The sequence below is a fragment of the Erysipelotrichaceae bacterium 66202529 genome (assembly GCA_017161075.1).
Lineage (GTDB): Bacteria > Bacillota_I > Bacilli_A > Erysipelotrichales > Erysipelotrichaceae > Clostridium_AQ.
In genome coordinates this window covers 714709-729438 of the sequence record CP046174.1, presented here as the reverse complement: position 1 = coordinate 729438, position 14730 = coordinate 714709, and the positions used below count along the sequence as shown (strand labels likewise).

General features: G+C 43.8%; 17 protein-coding genes. 3 read left to right on the top strand and 14 right to left on the bottom strand.

Annotation, left to right across the window (positions count from 1 at the left end; translation table 11 throughout):
- Positions 1 to 72 precede the first annotated feature (72 nt).
- The 12 genes from GKZ87_03470 to GKZ87_03415 all read right to left on the bottom strand — a co-directional run bounded on the left by GKZ87_03470 (position 73) and on the right by GKZ87_03415 (position 9764).
- Entirely contained in the window at positions 73 to 702 is a 630-nt protein-coding gene (locus GKZ87_03470; protein ID QSI24633.1) for a ketohydroxyglutarate aldolase, read from the bottom strand.
- Position 703: 1 nt separating this feature from the next.
- The gene (gene dapA, locus GKZ87_03465; protein ID QSI24632.1) at positions 704 to 1591 is read right to left on the bottom strand and encodes a 4-hydroxy-tetrahydrodipicolinate synthase; all 888 of its coding nucleotides are present in this window, start codon (positions 1589 to 1591) and stop codon (positions 704 to 706) included.
- Complete coding sequence (locus GKZ87_03460) at positions 1573 to 2199, bottom strand: SIS domain-containing protein (GenBank protein QSI24631.1); 627 nt, start codon at positions 2197 to 2199, stop codon at positions 1573 to 1575. Before GKZ87_03460 ends, dapA begins: the two co-directional genes overlap by 19 nt.
- A 10-nt stretch (positions 2200 to 2209) precedes the next feature.
- On the bottom strand, positions 2210 to 3079 hold the full coding sequence (locus tag GKZ87_03455; GenBank protein QSI24630.1) for a DUF2179 domain-containing protein: 870 nt from the start codon (positions 3077 to 3079) through the stop codon (positions 2210 to 2212).
- The gene (gene alr, locus GKZ87_03450) at positions 3054 to 4250 is read right to left on the bottom strand and encodes an alanine racemase (GenBank protein QSI24629.1); all 1197 of its coding nucleotides are present in this window, start codon (positions 4248 to 4250) and stop codon (positions 3054 to 3056) included. Before alr ends, GKZ87_03455 begins: the two co-directional genes overlap by 26 nt.
- Positions 4251 to 4326: 76 nt before the next feature.
- Complete coding sequence (locus GKZ87_03445) at positions 4327 to 5169, bottom strand: PTS system mannose/fructose/sorbose family transporter subunit IID (GenBank protein ID QSI24628.1); 843 nt, start codon at positions 5167 to 5169, stop codon at positions 4327 to 4329.
- A 2-nt stretch (positions 5170 to 5171) separates the two neighbouring features.
- Positions 5172 to 5933 (bottom strand): PTS sugar transporter subunit IIC, encoded by a 762-nt coding sequence (locus tag GKZ87_03440; protein ID QSI24627.1) that lies wholly within the window; start codon positions 5931 to 5933, stop codon positions 5172 to 5174.
- 59 nt (positions 5934 to 5992) lie between these two features.
- Positions 5993 to 6466 (bottom strand): PTS mannose/fructose/sorbose transporter subunit IIB, encoded by a 474-nt coding sequence (locus GKZ87_03435; GenBank protein ID QSI24626.1) that lies wholly within the window; start codon positions 6464 to 6466, stop codon positions 5993 to 5995.
- A gap of 50 nt (positions 6467 to 6516) precedes the next feature.
- Complete coding sequence (locus GKZ87_03430) at positions 6517 to 6987, bottom strand: PTS mannose/fructose/sorbose transporter subunit IIB (GenBank protein QSI24625.1); 471 nt, start codon at positions 6985 to 6987, stop codon at positions 6517 to 6519.
- A gap of 14 nt (positions 6988 to 7001) precedes the next feature.
- A complete protein-coding gene (locus GKZ87_03425; GenBank protein ID QSI24624.1) occupies positions 7002 to 7439 on the bottom strand; it encodes a PTS sugar transporter subunit IIA in 438 nt (145 codons plus the stop codon).
- Between the two features lie 814 nt (positions 7440 to 8253).
- Complete coding sequence (locus tag GKZ87_03420) at positions 8254 to 8559, bottom strand: hypothetical protein (GenBank protein ID QSI24623.1); 306 nt, start codon at positions 8557 to 8559, stop codon at positions 8254 to 8256.
- Between the two features lie 35 nt (positions 8560 to 8594).
- Positions 8595 to 9764 carry an amidohydrolase gene (locus GKZ87_03415; GenBank protein QSI24622.1) on the bottom strand — a complete coding sequence of 390 codons (1170 nt, stop codon included), beginning with the start codon at positions 9762 to 9764 and terminating at the stop codon, positions 8595 to 8597.
- 763 nt (positions 9765 to 10527) lie between these two features.
- On the opposite strand from GKZ87_03415, the gene GKZ87_03410 reads away from it, so the two are divergent.
- Positions 10528 to 10758: a hypothetical protein gene (locus GKZ87_03410; protein ID QSI24621.1), complete on the top strand. Its 231-nt coding sequence runs from the start codon at positions 10528 to 10530 to the stop codon at positions 10756 to 10758.
- Positions 10759 to 11449: 691 nt separating this feature from the next.
- On the opposite strand, the gene GKZ87_03405 is transcribed toward GKZ87_03410, so the two are convergent.
- Together GKZ87_03405 and GKZ87_03400 are read right to left on the bottom strand one after the other, a co-directional pair.
- Entirely contained in the window at positions 11450 to 12166 is a 717-nt protein-coding gene (locus GKZ87_03405; GenBank protein QSI24620.1) for an amidohydrolase family protein, read from the bottom strand.
- Positions 12163 to 12675 (bottom strand): ECF transporter S component, encoded by a 513-nt coding sequence (locus GKZ87_03400; protein QSI24619.1) that lies wholly within the window; start codon positions 12673 to 12675, stop codon positions 12163 to 12165. Before GKZ87_03400 ends, GKZ87_03405 begins: the two co-directional genes overlap by 4 nt.
- Positions 12676 to 13100: 425 nt before the next feature.
- Between GKZ87_03400 and GKZ87_03395 the strand changes: the two genes are divergently transcribed.
- The gene (locus tag GKZ87_03395) at positions 13101 to 14006 is read left to right on the top strand and encodes a WYL domain-containing protein (GenBank protein ID QSI24618.1); all 906 of its coding nucleotides are present in this window, start codon (positions 13101 to 13103) and stop codon (positions 14004 to 14006) included.
- Between the two features lie 58 nt (positions 14007 to 14064).
- Positions 14065 to 14730: a transcriptional regulator gene (locus GKZ87_03390; GenBank protein QSI24617.1), complete on the top strand. Its 666-nt coding sequence runs from the start codon at positions 14065 to 14067 to the stop codon at positions 14728 to 14730.

The following is a 14730-nucleotide window of genomic DNA, read 5'->3' as shown; positions in this document are numbered from 1 at the left end:
AATGTATATAGTGCAAGTCGCTTGTTTATAAGGCAATATTGATAGGAAAAGGATGCATTTCTGCATCCTTCGTTACTTTCTGTACGTATCAATGATACTGCGTATTTTTTCTGCATTTTTTGCAATTTCCGCTTGTGTTCCCTTCGTAAGCAAACCGCCGAAGCCCACACAGGAAATACCGTTTCTCAGCCATTCCTGCAAATTGTCAAGAGTGGCTCCCCCACTTGCCATCAGCGGCATTTTCGGTACTGGCGTCTTAATGATTTTCGCAAGCTGCGGCCCGTAGAAATTGGAAATCGGAAACGCCTTGATATAGGAGGCTCCCACCTCCAGCGCCTCGATCATTTCCGTAATTGTTGTACAGCCCGGGGCATACGGTATCTGATAGCGATTGCACATACGCGCAACCTCTTTACTGAAATTGGGAGCAATTACAAATTTTGCTCCTGCCAGAATCGCTATGCGGCAGGTTTCCGCATCCAGAACCGTTCCTGCGCCAACCAGCATATCCGCTCCAAATGCATGATTCAAAGCTGTAATAACCTCTCCTGCATTGGGAAGTGTATAGCTGATTTCCATGACGTCGATTCCACCCTGTAAACAGCCTCGTGCGATTTCCTTCCCCCGTTCAATACTTTCCGTACGAACGATTGCCATGGCACCGCATGCCTCCATACGGTTTATGATATCTGCTTTAAACATGCTATCTCTCTCCTTCCAGCTCATACTGCTGCAGCATCATCCGGATTTCAGCCGATACAGCCTCATCCGGCATCCTAACCGGCTTTCTGCATTCCCCGGCCGATATCCCTGCCATGTTCATAGCAGCCTTTAATACCGATGGGATGCTGCCCAGCTTCAAAACCTTACGTAAGGGCTCGATTCGCTCCTGCATAGCCTGTGCTTCCGCTAGCCTTCCCTGCTCAAACAGAGTAACAATAGCAACATCTATTTCGGTGAGAAGATTGCTTGTCGCTGCCACAGCTCCCTTCGCTCCCAGCTGCAAGGCCTTCAAAATCAGAGAATCGCTGCCGCTGAGCACGGCAAATTCCATCCCCTTCGTTGCCTCAATATACTGCCGGATCTGTTCGATATTTCCGCTACTGTCCTTAATTCCTACAATATTTTTATGGCACGCAAGAGCGGCTGCGGTTTGCGGCTCGATATTGTTTCCTGTATTCTTCGGTATATTATAAAGGATAATCGGCACCTTTACAGCATCAGCGACTGCTTCATAATGCTGCTGCAGCTCTGTTTGTGTCAGCGGTACAAGAAACGGTGTAATCACACTGAGGGCCGTAATGCCTGTCTGTTGTAAATCCTGAGATAGCTCGATTACCTCCTGGGTGGAATTGCCGCCGCTTCCTGCATAAACCGGTACTCTGCCATTGGCAAAGCGCACCACCATGTCGGCAAGCCTGATCTTTTCCTCTCTGCGCAATACATGGAATTCTCCGTTTGTTCCTAATATAAACAATGCATCCACACCTTTTTGAATGAGACGCTCTACAAGCTGCCGCACACCGGCTTCATCGATTTCTCCATCCTTCATCGGTGTTATCATTGCGGTAATCAATCCTTTGACGGGCATAGCTGTTCCTCCCTTCGTGTCTGTTCTCCCAGGCTTCCTCCCGGATGCCATTTCAGATAATCCTTACCTGTAATGTTCTTTCGATACTGCAGCAATACGCTGAGACTCTGCAGCACCAGCAGCTCCACCAGGATACTCGCTCTTGGCGGCTTGTTGAGGGCATCACCCTCCTGCTCCACATGCGCATACAGCTGTGCATCGCTGTGTGTGTACAGCCAGGAATCCGCATTGCCACTAACGGCGATAATATGTGCACCATTTTGCTTCAGCGTCTGAATGGTCTGCTTCAGCTCTTGCGTATTGCCGGAATTACTGATCGCGATAACCACATCATTGGCAGCAACCTGCCCGGCACTGCCATGAACGGCTTCCGTCCCATCCAGAAAATAAGCAGGGGAACCCGTGGAAGAAAGCAGAGACGCCGCATACCCGGCGAGATAGGACGGCTTTCCGATTCCCGTTACATGAATACGGCACCCCTTCTGCTCTGCAGCCTGTATCATATCTGCCGCTTTTTCCAACTGCTTCATATCATATGTATTTACCACCTCATGCAGCTGCTGTTCTGCCAGCCTCATAAAGCTGTGTGTTTCTTTAATATCCTTCATAGTGCCTCCTTTAAACGATCTGTTTTTGAAAATTTCCATAAACCTGAATCTGCGAGCTGACAATGACAAACGCTTTTGGATCGATTGTCTGTACCAGCCTGACGAATGTCTGCATCTGATCTCTTGTCACAACACTGAGCAGCACATCCTTCTTCGACTCTGTATATGCGCCATAGCCGTTCCAGCAGGTAATGCCGCGTTCACTGCTGGCTAGCAGCTCCTTACGAAGCTCTGTGCTGTTTTCCGTAAAGACCATAATTTCAACCTCAATATTTCGCTTATGTATCCGGTCAACGGCAAAGGATAACAGGGTAGAGCTGATCATGGAATACACGGCTGTTTCAAAGTCATAAAATACCAGACAAATCAGATAGACCGAGGTATTTACCAGCATATAGATGCGGCCGACACTTCCCTTGTTATGCTGTGACAGATAGATCCCGATCACATCAATTCCACCTCCGCTGCCTTTTCCGTTAAAGGTGATTACCGTAGCAATGGCGCATAATACAGAGCCGAATAAAATGGATACCAGGGGATCCTGCAGCAGGAGCTCTTGTTGTATTGGCAGTAGTGACAGCATCAGACTCTGTACGGCGATCGTAAGCAGCGTCATGATGGCAAAGCGCCGAGATACATAGCGAAATGCGAATACAAAGATAAGAATATTCAAAAGAAAATTGATACTGCCGGCAATATCGAAGGGAAACTGTATCCCGCTGCACACACTCACAAAATCTCTGAGCAGCTGTGCGATTCCCATGAATCCTGCACTGTAAACATGTACCGGAATCAGAAATACATTCAACGAAACGGCAAACAGGAGCGAGCCAAGCAGAATCTGTAAAATATCCTTAACAGCTTCCTTCTTCATTCTCATATACTCGCTTTACGCGTTTTCCCATCCCGCAGGTAATTTCCACAGCAGTACCCCCGGTTTCCTTTCCAAGCAGATTGGCGCTGATGTGCTGCTCTCCATCACACCCCAAGACCGTAACGGCATCATTCACCACTGCTTCCGGTATATCCGTAAGATCAATCATCATAACATCCATACAGATTTTTCCTAAAATCCTTGTTTTCTTACCATGTACAAGGACATATACCTTATTGGAGGCATACAGACAGCGTGCATATCCATCCGCAAAGCCAAGCGATACCACGCCGATGCGCATGGGCTTCGGTGTGATAAAGGTACGGCTGTAGCCGATGCCTTCTCCCTGTGCAACCTCACGGATTGCATAGATTCGTGCTTTCCAGTTCACAATGGGCTTCAGCTTTAAGTATTCGATATCGGCATCCGACCCCAGTCCATACAGGTATAGACCCACTCGTACCATATCCAGATGCATTTCAGGATTCGTCAGGGTTGCCTTGGAATTGCAGCAGTGGCGGATTCCTGGATCAATTTGATCCTCTTTCAAGCGCTGTAAAATTTCACAGAACTGTTGGTACTGCCGCTCAAGAAAGGCTTCATCCTGCGCCACCTTACTTCCGGCTGTGGAAAAGTGTGTATAAATTCCAGTGATATGCAGAGCTTCTGTTTCATATAACTGCCGAACTTCCTCATAAGCCTCTTGTAAACGATTTTCATCACAGTCGATTCCCAGCCGGTGAAAGCCGGTATCCAGCTTAATATGCATGGAAAGACGAAGCTTCTTCTGTTCGCATAGGTGTGCCAGATGCATCGCATATTCATAGGATAGCGCACTGCAGGTGATATCCCTTTGCACTGCCTCCTCCACATGACTGTCATCAAGAAAGCCAAAGACTAAAATAGGTTTTGTGATGCCATGCTCGCGAAGCTCCTTCGCCTCATAAAAGGAGGCAACTGCAAACCAGTCACTCTCTTCCTCTATTGTCCGGGCAACCTGTACAGCACCATGACCATAGCCATCCGCCTTCAAAACGGATAACAGCTTCGTCTGCGGTTTCAGCAATGCTTTCACTTTTTTCGTATTTTCCAGCAGCTGCTGAAGATTTACCTGTGCATAGGTGCGGTAAGGCAGTTGTTCGCTTTGTTTATATTCCGTATTCCCTGTTTCTGACATACGCTTTGATATCTCCTTTCACAAAATATGCTGCTCATAAAAAATGAGCCAACATGTATCGGCCCATTCTATGATATTAGAACAATCCGATCAGTACACCAGCTGCGCTGACAGCAGCCAGAATCAGAATGATTTTTACTGCGGATACTTTTTTGTTAAGCAGATATACAGAAAGCAGCACCATACTTAACGGCAGAATATTTTTCAAAATGACATCCAGCACATCTGCCTGTAAGGCAATCTTACTGCCCTTTCCCAGCACAAATTCCAGCGGAGAGGTCAGTGTCACATAGCTGGCAGCCAATGCTCCCAATGTAATACCACCCAGCGTTGAGGTCATTGTGGTGATCCAATTCAGCTTACCGCTGGAGAAAATTTCCTGAATGCCCTCTTTTCCTGTATGATAGGATTTTTTTAGCAGCCAGATAGCAAACGGCCATACGATTGCGACCAGGATACCCTCCAGTAAAAACGGCGCAATCAGATTTCCTGTCTGTCCGATACTGATACAGAAGGCCGTGACGATCGGTGCAATCGTTCCTGCACGCACAGAATCTCCAAGTCCTGCCAGCGGCCCCATAAGTCCAGTTTTTAAAGAGTTGATTGCCTCATCTGTAATCGGTGCTCCGTTGGCACGCTCCTCCTCCAGGGCCAAAGTGATTCCGTGAATCGCAAGACCGCAGTACGGCTCTGAGTTATAAAACTGCATATGCCGCTTACATGCCGCTGTCAGCTCCTCCGGGTTATCTCCATACAGCTTTACCAGCACGGGAGAAATGGCATAGAAGAAGCCCGGTGCCTGTAAACGTTCATAGCTGACACTCGCCTCCTGAAAGAATACCCATCTCCACCAAACCCGCATGAGGTCTTTATTGGTAATCTGTTTTTTCTGCTTCAATTCCTTGTTTGTTTCTTCCATAATTATTCACCTGTCCTTTTTGAAGATAGATCTGTATAGAAATAGGCAATGATGATGGCGAACAATGCGACAACGATCATTGAGAATCCCTGATAAGTCACCATCAGGAAACCCAGCAGGAAGAATAAAATAACGGATTTTTTTGACATCAGCATACGCAGTGTCATACCGATACCTACTGCAGGCAGAACACCGCCGATTACCTCCAGCATATGCAGCGGCATACCGGACAGAGAATCAATCGCAGATTTTGCGACATCCGCACCGAAATATACAACCAGTGCCACTGGAATTGTCATTAAAAGCGCAGTTGTGATCTGTGGCGGCCATACATGCAGAAAGTTCATTTTCTTAACATCACCAGTTTCCGCAGCCTTGTCCATCATATGAACAAAGATACAGTTTTTCGTCATATGAACCGTCCACAACAGATTTCCCAGCAGACCGATTGGCACCGCCATAGATACTGCGACCTCCGGTGAAGCACCACTCGCCAAGGCAAGTGCAGTCCCTACAATACCTGCCAGCGCTGAATCTGTCGGCATCGTGCTTCCAACCATAATAACTCCGATAAAAGGCAGATTGATGGCAGAACCGATAATCAGTCCCTGCACGGGGTCTCCCATGATCAAACCAACGATTGCGCCGTTTACCAGCGGCTGACGGACATAATTCCCCATGAATGCAGTCAGCCATGGCGTACCACTCTGACACAGGAAGTACAGAAATCCGATCAGAATTGCCTGAATAACATTTATATGCATACGTATTCCATACGGCTGTTATACAGCCGTTTCTCCTTTCGTTTTAATAATGTATTGTATTAAAGATATTTCCCTAAATCCTCAGCTTTTTCCGTTGGAACAACCTGTACCTTCATGACAAGCTCACGATTGAGCAATTCACGAAATACCTCACGTTCCTCATCAGAAGCCGCAATATTTTTATAAAGCTTGCTTCTTCCGGCTTTCATTCCCATACCGCCGATATTGAGATATTCCAGTGTAATTCCGTTGTTCATCAGCGTTAACACTGCCTGCGGAGTTTTTACCAGAATCAGGATTTTTTCCCCTTTACCATCCTCCTTTAAATAAGAGGCGGCATCCGCATCATTGAACACCTTCAGGGAGATTGTGGATGGAATCAGTGATTTCATCATCATGACCACAAAGGTATCCTTACATAATTCATTGTCAATAATAACAACCTCATTGGCATCGCATTGCTTCAGCCAGGCCGTCATGACCTGTCCATGAATCAGACGGTCATCAATGCGCGCAAATACAATCTGTTTCATAATTCTATTCTCCTTTTCTATGTGCAAATACGTCCATTTGCACGATTGATCTACAGCAGTGTTTCCAGAGGAATCCCTTTTTCTTCCGGAACAATCTGTATTTTTACAGAAATACCGCTTTTGTACAGCTTTTTTAATACATCCAGCTCCTCGTCCGATGCACAGATATTTTTGTACAACACCTTCCGGTTTTCTCTTGCGCCCATTCCACCGATGATGATTTCCTGAAATTCAATACCGCCCTCCATCAGCAGATAGAAGGTTTGCGGGTATTTGGCAAGTAGCACAAGGCCTGGGCCCTGGTAATCCTGCAGAAAGGAAATCCCGGATTTTGTGTCTAGCACCTGAATCTGGATGCCTCTTGGTACCACCATGGTGATAAAGGATCGGATAAATGCATCATGATAGGTTTCATCGTCGATAATCAAAATGTTTTTTGACTTTACAAAGCGTACCCAGGATGTCATAACCTGTCCATGGATGAGTCTGTCATCAATTCGTGCCAATAGAATATTGCTCATAACGATTCTCCTTTTTACTGAATCATAGCGGTTTTAGAAACCTTGGCGAACTCCTCAAAAAACTCCTGAATCCCTTCCTTACCAGCATTCTGTGCCATCCGGCTGATTGCATCCAGCCCCAGATTCTGCATCCGCCCGCTGAGGGCCTCCAGAATCATCGGCAGATTGGCACCGGACAGGATACGGTATTCATGTTTTCCCTGTAGAGCACGATAGCTCATCGTCGCCTGGTTATAGGGGCTTGCCAGCAGCAGATCACAGAAGACGACAACACCTTCACCATCATCCAGCTCCACAATCTTATCAGTGAGCTCTTTTCCAAACGCATCAATGCTTGTCTCATGCAGAATGGAGATCGTATCAATGCGCTCCTGTCTGCCGGCAATCAGCTCAATGCTGTCAAGAATCCCTCTAGCAAAGCCTCCATGGGTTGCAATTAGAAATCCAACCATGCTTCCTCCTGACTAAAGTAATCAATTACTTTGTATATGTTCTATACATTCCATAGCACGATGTGAGAATTAGCGTCCGATCAAGAAAGCGATTACATCTGCTACACTGATAGTTTACCTATCTGTCCCAGCACTGTCAAACCAGGCATTTTTTACACAAAAGTGGGCTGTGTGGTCTGAAAATAGACGGTTTTTTCACTTCATGCTTACTAGCTGAAGTTTCTGTGTAAAGAAAGCCTGCAGAAAAAACACATAAAGAAATAAACAGGAATACCGTATATCTTCATGTGTGTGCCAATGCAGAAGGAAACCTACACTATTTTTCCTGTATTTCTGCGTAAAAACAGAAAAAAGCAGGATATCCTTCACGGTAAGCAGAGCAGATATTGAAAACGAACAATCCGCACGCAGGAAAATACAATAAGTAAAGATTCTGCTTACGGAAGCAGATATCATAACATCTTTAGAAACAATTAAAGCGCTCAACAGCATAGAAGGTGAATACGTGCAATGAAAAGCAATAGAAAAGCAGTATGGCTTCCTTGCACCGTCACTGTCCTGACTCCATATGGATTGTGGATGATTGTTTCCTTCGTATATTTACTGCATGCAAAAAAAGCCCTCTCGTATTGCCGCTGCAATGCAAAAGAGCTCTTTTCGTATTTGTTATATGCTATATTTTTATGAATCTTCCTGTCGTATCTTTCAGTTTTCAGCCTGCCAGGATAACAGCTTTTCCTGTTTTTTTCTTACTTCAATCCTATATTTTTTCTCATTTCATTCATATATACAATATCTATTAACCGGCTTTGTATTATTGCAGCTGCTGGAAGCGATCCGGTATTTCCGGCTTTTCCTTTGCCTCCTGCAGCATCTCTACATAAACCTCAAAGGCTCTTTCCGCATGTTGATAGATGCCGCTTTTCTTAATGATATTTGCAGGATATGCCCCCTCTATGAGCCAGTATTCATTGCCCGTATCCGTTTCAAGCAGCCAAACATCACTGTCTCCCTCCTGATCGGAAAAGCCTGCTTCATATGTGATGCTTTCCACGATTTCCGGCTGCAGGATGCCTTCCGCATAGCTGCGCAGCTGTTCCTTCTTTACTGTTTCATTCATAACATCTTGCCTTCTTTCTAAATTTCTCATGATTGTCACGCCAGATAGTGCAGAGCATATTGTACAAACACCGCTAAAGACAACAGCATCGCTTCCTCATCAATATCAAACTGTGCATGATGATGAGGCAACGCACTGTTTGCATATTGCTTATTTCTGGAGCCGATAAAGGCATAGCAGCCAGGTACCAGCGCCAGATAATCCGCAAAATCATCCGCCTGCATCATTTTCTCCTGATTGGAAATTACATAACCCTTACCGGCAATGCTCTCTGCAATCGGTGTAACATCTGCGACCACCTGTCTGTCATTGATCAGCGGTGCCGCATAATCCTGAAATTCCACCTCTGCAACAGCGCCATATAATGCTGCACTCTGCTCTGCAATTTCACATACCCTTTGCCTGAGGTAGGCCCTGGTATCGGTTGAAAAGCTGCGGGTCGTTCCCTCCAAAAGGGCTTCCTCTGCCACAATATTATATTGTCTCCCAGCACGCATCGTCCCAACACCGACAACCGCGGTATCCAGCGGCGATAATGACCGTGATACGATGGACTGCAGATTTATCACAAGCTGTGAGGCGATATACAAGGCATCAATTCCCTTGTGCGGAGTGGATACATGAGCGCCCTTTCCCTGGATATGGATACGGAAATAATCACAGCTGGCATTGATTGGTCCCGGCGTCAGGGATATCGTCCCCACATCCAGCGCACTGCACATATGCGCGCCATAAATACGGTCGGCTCCTTTCAGACAGCCCTCCTGTATAAAGGTACGGGCTCCCTGCCCGATTTCCTCTCCCGGCTGGAAAAAGAAGCGCACCTCTCCAGAAAACTCCTTTTTTCTTTCCTGCAGCAGCTTGGCGGCAAGCAGCAGTACCGCTGTATGCGCATCATGACCGCACGTATGTGCACAGCCCGGATGTACACTACGATAGCTTTGATCGAGCAGATCGTCCATGGATAAGGCATCGGTATCCGCCCGTAATACAAGCACCTTTCCACTTCCCTGTTCTCCGTTTATCTGTGCATACACACCGGTTTCCTTAATACGGCGATGTGTGATTCCATACCGGTCCAGCTCTTCCTCAATTTTCTCTGCTGTTTTATATTCCTGCAGACTGGCCTCCGGATGTGCATGAAACCAGCGGCGAAGCATGATTAAATGCTCCCGTTCTTTTTCTGTATATGGGGCAATTTTCATTTGTATTCATCCTTTCCTGATTACGAAACCATCAGATAAACAAGTTTCATGCTCACGCAAGTCTTATATTTCTTTCTGAAATTATAAGACGGCTGCCAGAAAATGGCAAGCAGGTTTTGCATGAGAATAACCCTGATGCTTCTTTTCCATAGCAAGACATAAACGAATACAACATTAGAAACAGGCAGGAAGCTCAATTGTTGCAAAGCACTGCAGAGTTTGAATAGTATACAGAACAAAAAAATGCCTTTTTCAGGAGCCTGCTGAAAAAGTCGCTAATCATAAAATTATGTTCCACAAGTGCTGTAAAAAACATTCATTTTAGATAGTTATCTACCACTTTTACCAGATACACAGTAATTTTTTTTGAAATACATTATAAAATTTGACTTTTTCAGCAGCCTATTTTGCAGGTTTTTTTTGTTTTAGGGTATTTTATAAATAGTATCATACCTGATTGCGTTATCTGCATTAAAAACTCCAGAATATTCATTTTCATATGCTATTATCAGATTTTGCACTTTTCTAATTCTGCCATTACCATAATATGGATATGACAAAAGTGATAAATTGAAATAAGGAAAGTCAATACACCCTTATAATTTTTAATAAAAATTTATTATAACATGTATATAAATAATAAAAAAGCATTGTGTTACATATAAATACGGTATATTATTTAACTATAAATAGATGGATGGGAACGTGAAAATATGGTTAATTTAGACTTTAAATTCATAAATAAATAGGAAAGGAGAAGCTTATGAAAAAATCAATAATTAATAAACACTCAGTCCTTATTCTCGTAATCATATCAGTATGTCTAGCAATCTTTATTTCAACTAATACACAACAGATACAAGCAAATAACAATATTTCTTCTAATCAAAATTATGATTTCAGTGATTTAGAGAAACAGGGTTTATTCATTCAGGACCATGCAATGCCGGTTACTATAAAGCCACTTATTCAAGAATTGGTGATGTATAAATGAAAACTAGAAAGATTGATATATTATTAAAAGTAATATTCTCTTTATGCTTACTTATTTACTTAAGTTCATGGGGTTTGATATCTATTAATCCTTTACTTTTAAGAATAAATTCCTGTATAGGAATCGCGAGTGGTATATATTTGATTTTTTTCAAAAAAAATCAATAAAAAATAATATTCTGTAAAATAATTTTGCATAATTTCAAGTTGTTGTTTATATCAGTGTTTACTTTTTGGTTGTTCTTCAAAAGAAAACAATAGTTTGAGTTCAACTGATAATATGAAACTAATCTATGAAGAAACAATATCTTCCCACAAAGAATAAGCTGAATAACAAGAGGATATTATAAATTATACTGTGAAAATATATCAGGGTAAAGATAATGCTCATGGAAAAGTAAGATATGAAGTTGGGGTAACGTATAGACTTCAACCCTGCCAGATATTCATCCATAATTTCTCGTTTCATATCATCCATTTTAAGGTCATGAAGCTATTTCATGTGACTGATTGTCCATTTTGCTGTACCATCATATGAGAAACCATGTCTTACAAAAAAGTTTAAGGTTATAAACGCTATGAAGAGTATAGATAAAATGCGTTACAGAAGGAGATGCCATTCAAAAAGATAGGATCACTATGATTCCCGTACTGTTTTAGGAAATTAGGAAACATAGTCCTAAAACACCCTTTTAAGTAATTTGAAAAAAAGCCTTGGCATTATCATAGAACACCCTTTGCAATGCCTGATCATCCAGTCCACTTACGATCACCTTTTGCATTTCCACGGATGGATGGTGAAAGGGGCCGTCTGTGCCAAACATAATACGGTCAGCACCGACACGTTCATATGCCTCTTTGATTTTCGTATGCATCGGCATTCCACTCATTTCCAGATAGAGATTTTTATAGCGCTTAGCCATTTTCAGACTCGCATCAATGTACACACCGTGTCCATGTCCCATATGAATCATCATCACTTTAACATTAGGAAAGCGTTCTGCCAGAAGTGCAATACTCCAGGGGAGGGAATATGGCGGATGTCCGCAATGAATGCAGACAGGAACATGATAGTGTTCTGCCAGCTCCATCACCGGGTCAACACACACATCATCCGCCACAAAGGCGTGCCGCAGCGGATTCAGCTTTACCGCATGAAACCCCTTGTCCAGGTATTGCTTTAATTGCTGTGTACAGGTGTCCTCCAGCGGATTTACATACACAGCGCCAAGAAAACGATCCGGCCATTTGTTTACTGCCTGATAAACCGCCTCATTATCCTGCGAGCAAATTACTGTTTTTTCTATTTCATACGTATCCATCAACGTAAGAAGCTGTTCCGGTGTTGCAGCTACATTCGCCCAGCCGCCGATTTCTCCAATATGTGCATGCGCATCTATCTTTTTCATATGCGGTTCTCCTTTTGGTGCTGAAGCAGCTCCGTACGAGACAGCATAGCAGAAAGGACGGTAAAAATCACCAGTCCGATAATCGTCTGCATACAGATTCTCGGTACAGATGCAATAGCCGGAACGAGCCCTGTCAGCGGTATTTTCACAAGTGTATAAGCGATGATCTGAAAGATACCGCCTGCACCAGCCGCAGCCAGCCTGTTTTTACATACGGTTTTCTCCATCAGATATCCCATGATCCAGCCCATTGCATACTTGATAAAAAAGGTTGGAAGAACCCAGATCGCTGCCCCGCTCAGTAAATCAGATAAGGCTCCCCCCAATCCTCCTGCCAAAGCCCCCTGCTTTCTCCCCAGAACCATCACACCCAGAAAAATCATACAGTCTCCCATATGCGTGTAGCCTCCGGTTGCAGGATTAGGTATCTTTATAATATAGGTAGCCGTGAATATCAAAGCTGTCATAAGCGCTGTCATTGCCAGCTCCTTTGTTTTTTCATGCTGCATATAATCTCTCCTCTCTTTGAAATTGTATACATTCTACCATTAAACTGTATATTCAAAAATGAACAGTTTTATATAAATTTTAGAGTACAGATGAATATAAAACATATAGAACGCAATTCTTATGAATATGTTCATACACTTTAACTCACGATAAGAAATCCAATTATATGTAAAATTAAAGTCATATGAGCAGAAAATTTGACAGCCTGCCATTTAAAACATTTTAAATACAGATTACCAAAGCCTGCATCATTCGTTTCCTTTTATTTCCGAATTCAAATATTTCTTAATACAAGCCGTATTTGTATATCGTGATAAACGCTTCTGGTTATGTTAAAAATACTTCCCTTGGATTTAATCAAATGTGACATAGTATTGTCATATTATGTCTGGTACAATGGTATCAGATAGTGAGGAGGGCTTGCATGCAGATACAGAGAATGTTTGAAATCGTATATATACTGCTGCAGAAGCGCAGAGTAACCGCCAAGGAGCTGGCGGAGCATTTTGAAGTCAGTACACGTACCATCTACCGTGATTTGGATGCATTATCCATGGCCGGTATTCCCTTGTATACCAACAAGGGGCATCAGGGCGGTATCTTTCTCATGGAGGACTATGTACTGCATCGCTCCCTGTTCAGTGAGGCAGAGCAGCAAAGACTGATGGCAGCATTGCAGAGCTATCACATCGCCGATCCTCAGGACGTGGATTCCCTGCTCACAAAGCTAAGTGCCACCTTCTCCGCAAAGCTGACCAACTGGATCGATGTGGATTTTGTGGACTGGGGCGATGATAACAGTGCCAACCGTAAATTTCTGCAGCTCAAGGACGCCATTTTGGATAAGCAGGTCATACAGTTTACCTATCATTCCTCCTATGGTGTCAGTACATTACGTACAGTTGAGCCCTTGCAGCTGCTGTTTAAAGGCTCTGCATGGTATGTAATTGGCTATTGTAGAGACAAACAGGCACAGCGCTATTTCAAGCTGAACCGCATGGAAAAGCTGATCTGCACAAACAAGCATTTTCAGCGAGAGCTGAATAAGGAAGAGCTTCCTCATGCACATAACGAATATAAAAAAGAAATGGTCCATCTTGTCTTGGAAATGCAAGAGAATGTCGCTTACCGAATCTTTGATGAATACGATACCTCCTGCTTTCAGCGCAGAGAGGACGGAAGCTTTCTGGTTACGATTGATTTCCCTATGAGTGAATGGGTGTACGGATATCTCATGTCCTTTGGAGATTCCCTGCGCATCCTGGAGCCTGTCGACATACGAGATGAGGTTTGCACAAGGATGCGAAATGCCGTAAAACAATATGAGTAATATGACATGCAGATGTCTTATATGCTGTGATACGATATAGAAAAAGGAGATATGTGGCATGGAAAAAACGACAAAGCTTGATTATAAAAAAGAATATAAGGAGCTGTATCTGCCAACAACGAAAGGAATGCTGATCGACGTACCTACAATTCCCTTTCTGATGGTGGATGGAAGCGGAGATCCGAATGATGCGGATGGTGATTACAGCAAGGCTCTGCAGCTCCTCTATGGTATTATCTTTACCATAAAAATGAGTAAAAAGGGCTCCAAAAAGCTGGAGGGCTATCATGACTTTGTTGTACCTCCGCTAGAAGGACTTTGGGAAATGAAAGGAAGCAGCGAAATGGATTACTCCAGAAAACAGGATTTTCAGTGGACGTCCATGCTTCGTCTTCCGGATTATGTAACAAGTGAGGTATTTGCCTGGGCATGCACTGAGTTTCACAAAAAGCACGCGGATGCGGATATAGACAGAGTACGGATGGAGCTTTATACAGAAGGCTTATGTGCACAGATTTTGCATAAAGGCTCCTATGATGAGGAACCTTCAACACTGGAAAAACTGCATGCATTCCTGGAAGAAAACGGCTGCTGTGTGGATATTGGTACAGCTGCAGCAAGCGGTCAAATCCGCAGACATCATGAAATTTATCTTGGAGACCCGCGGAAGTGCAAACCGGAGAATCTGAAAACAGTATTGCGGATTCCCGTAAGAAAACGATAA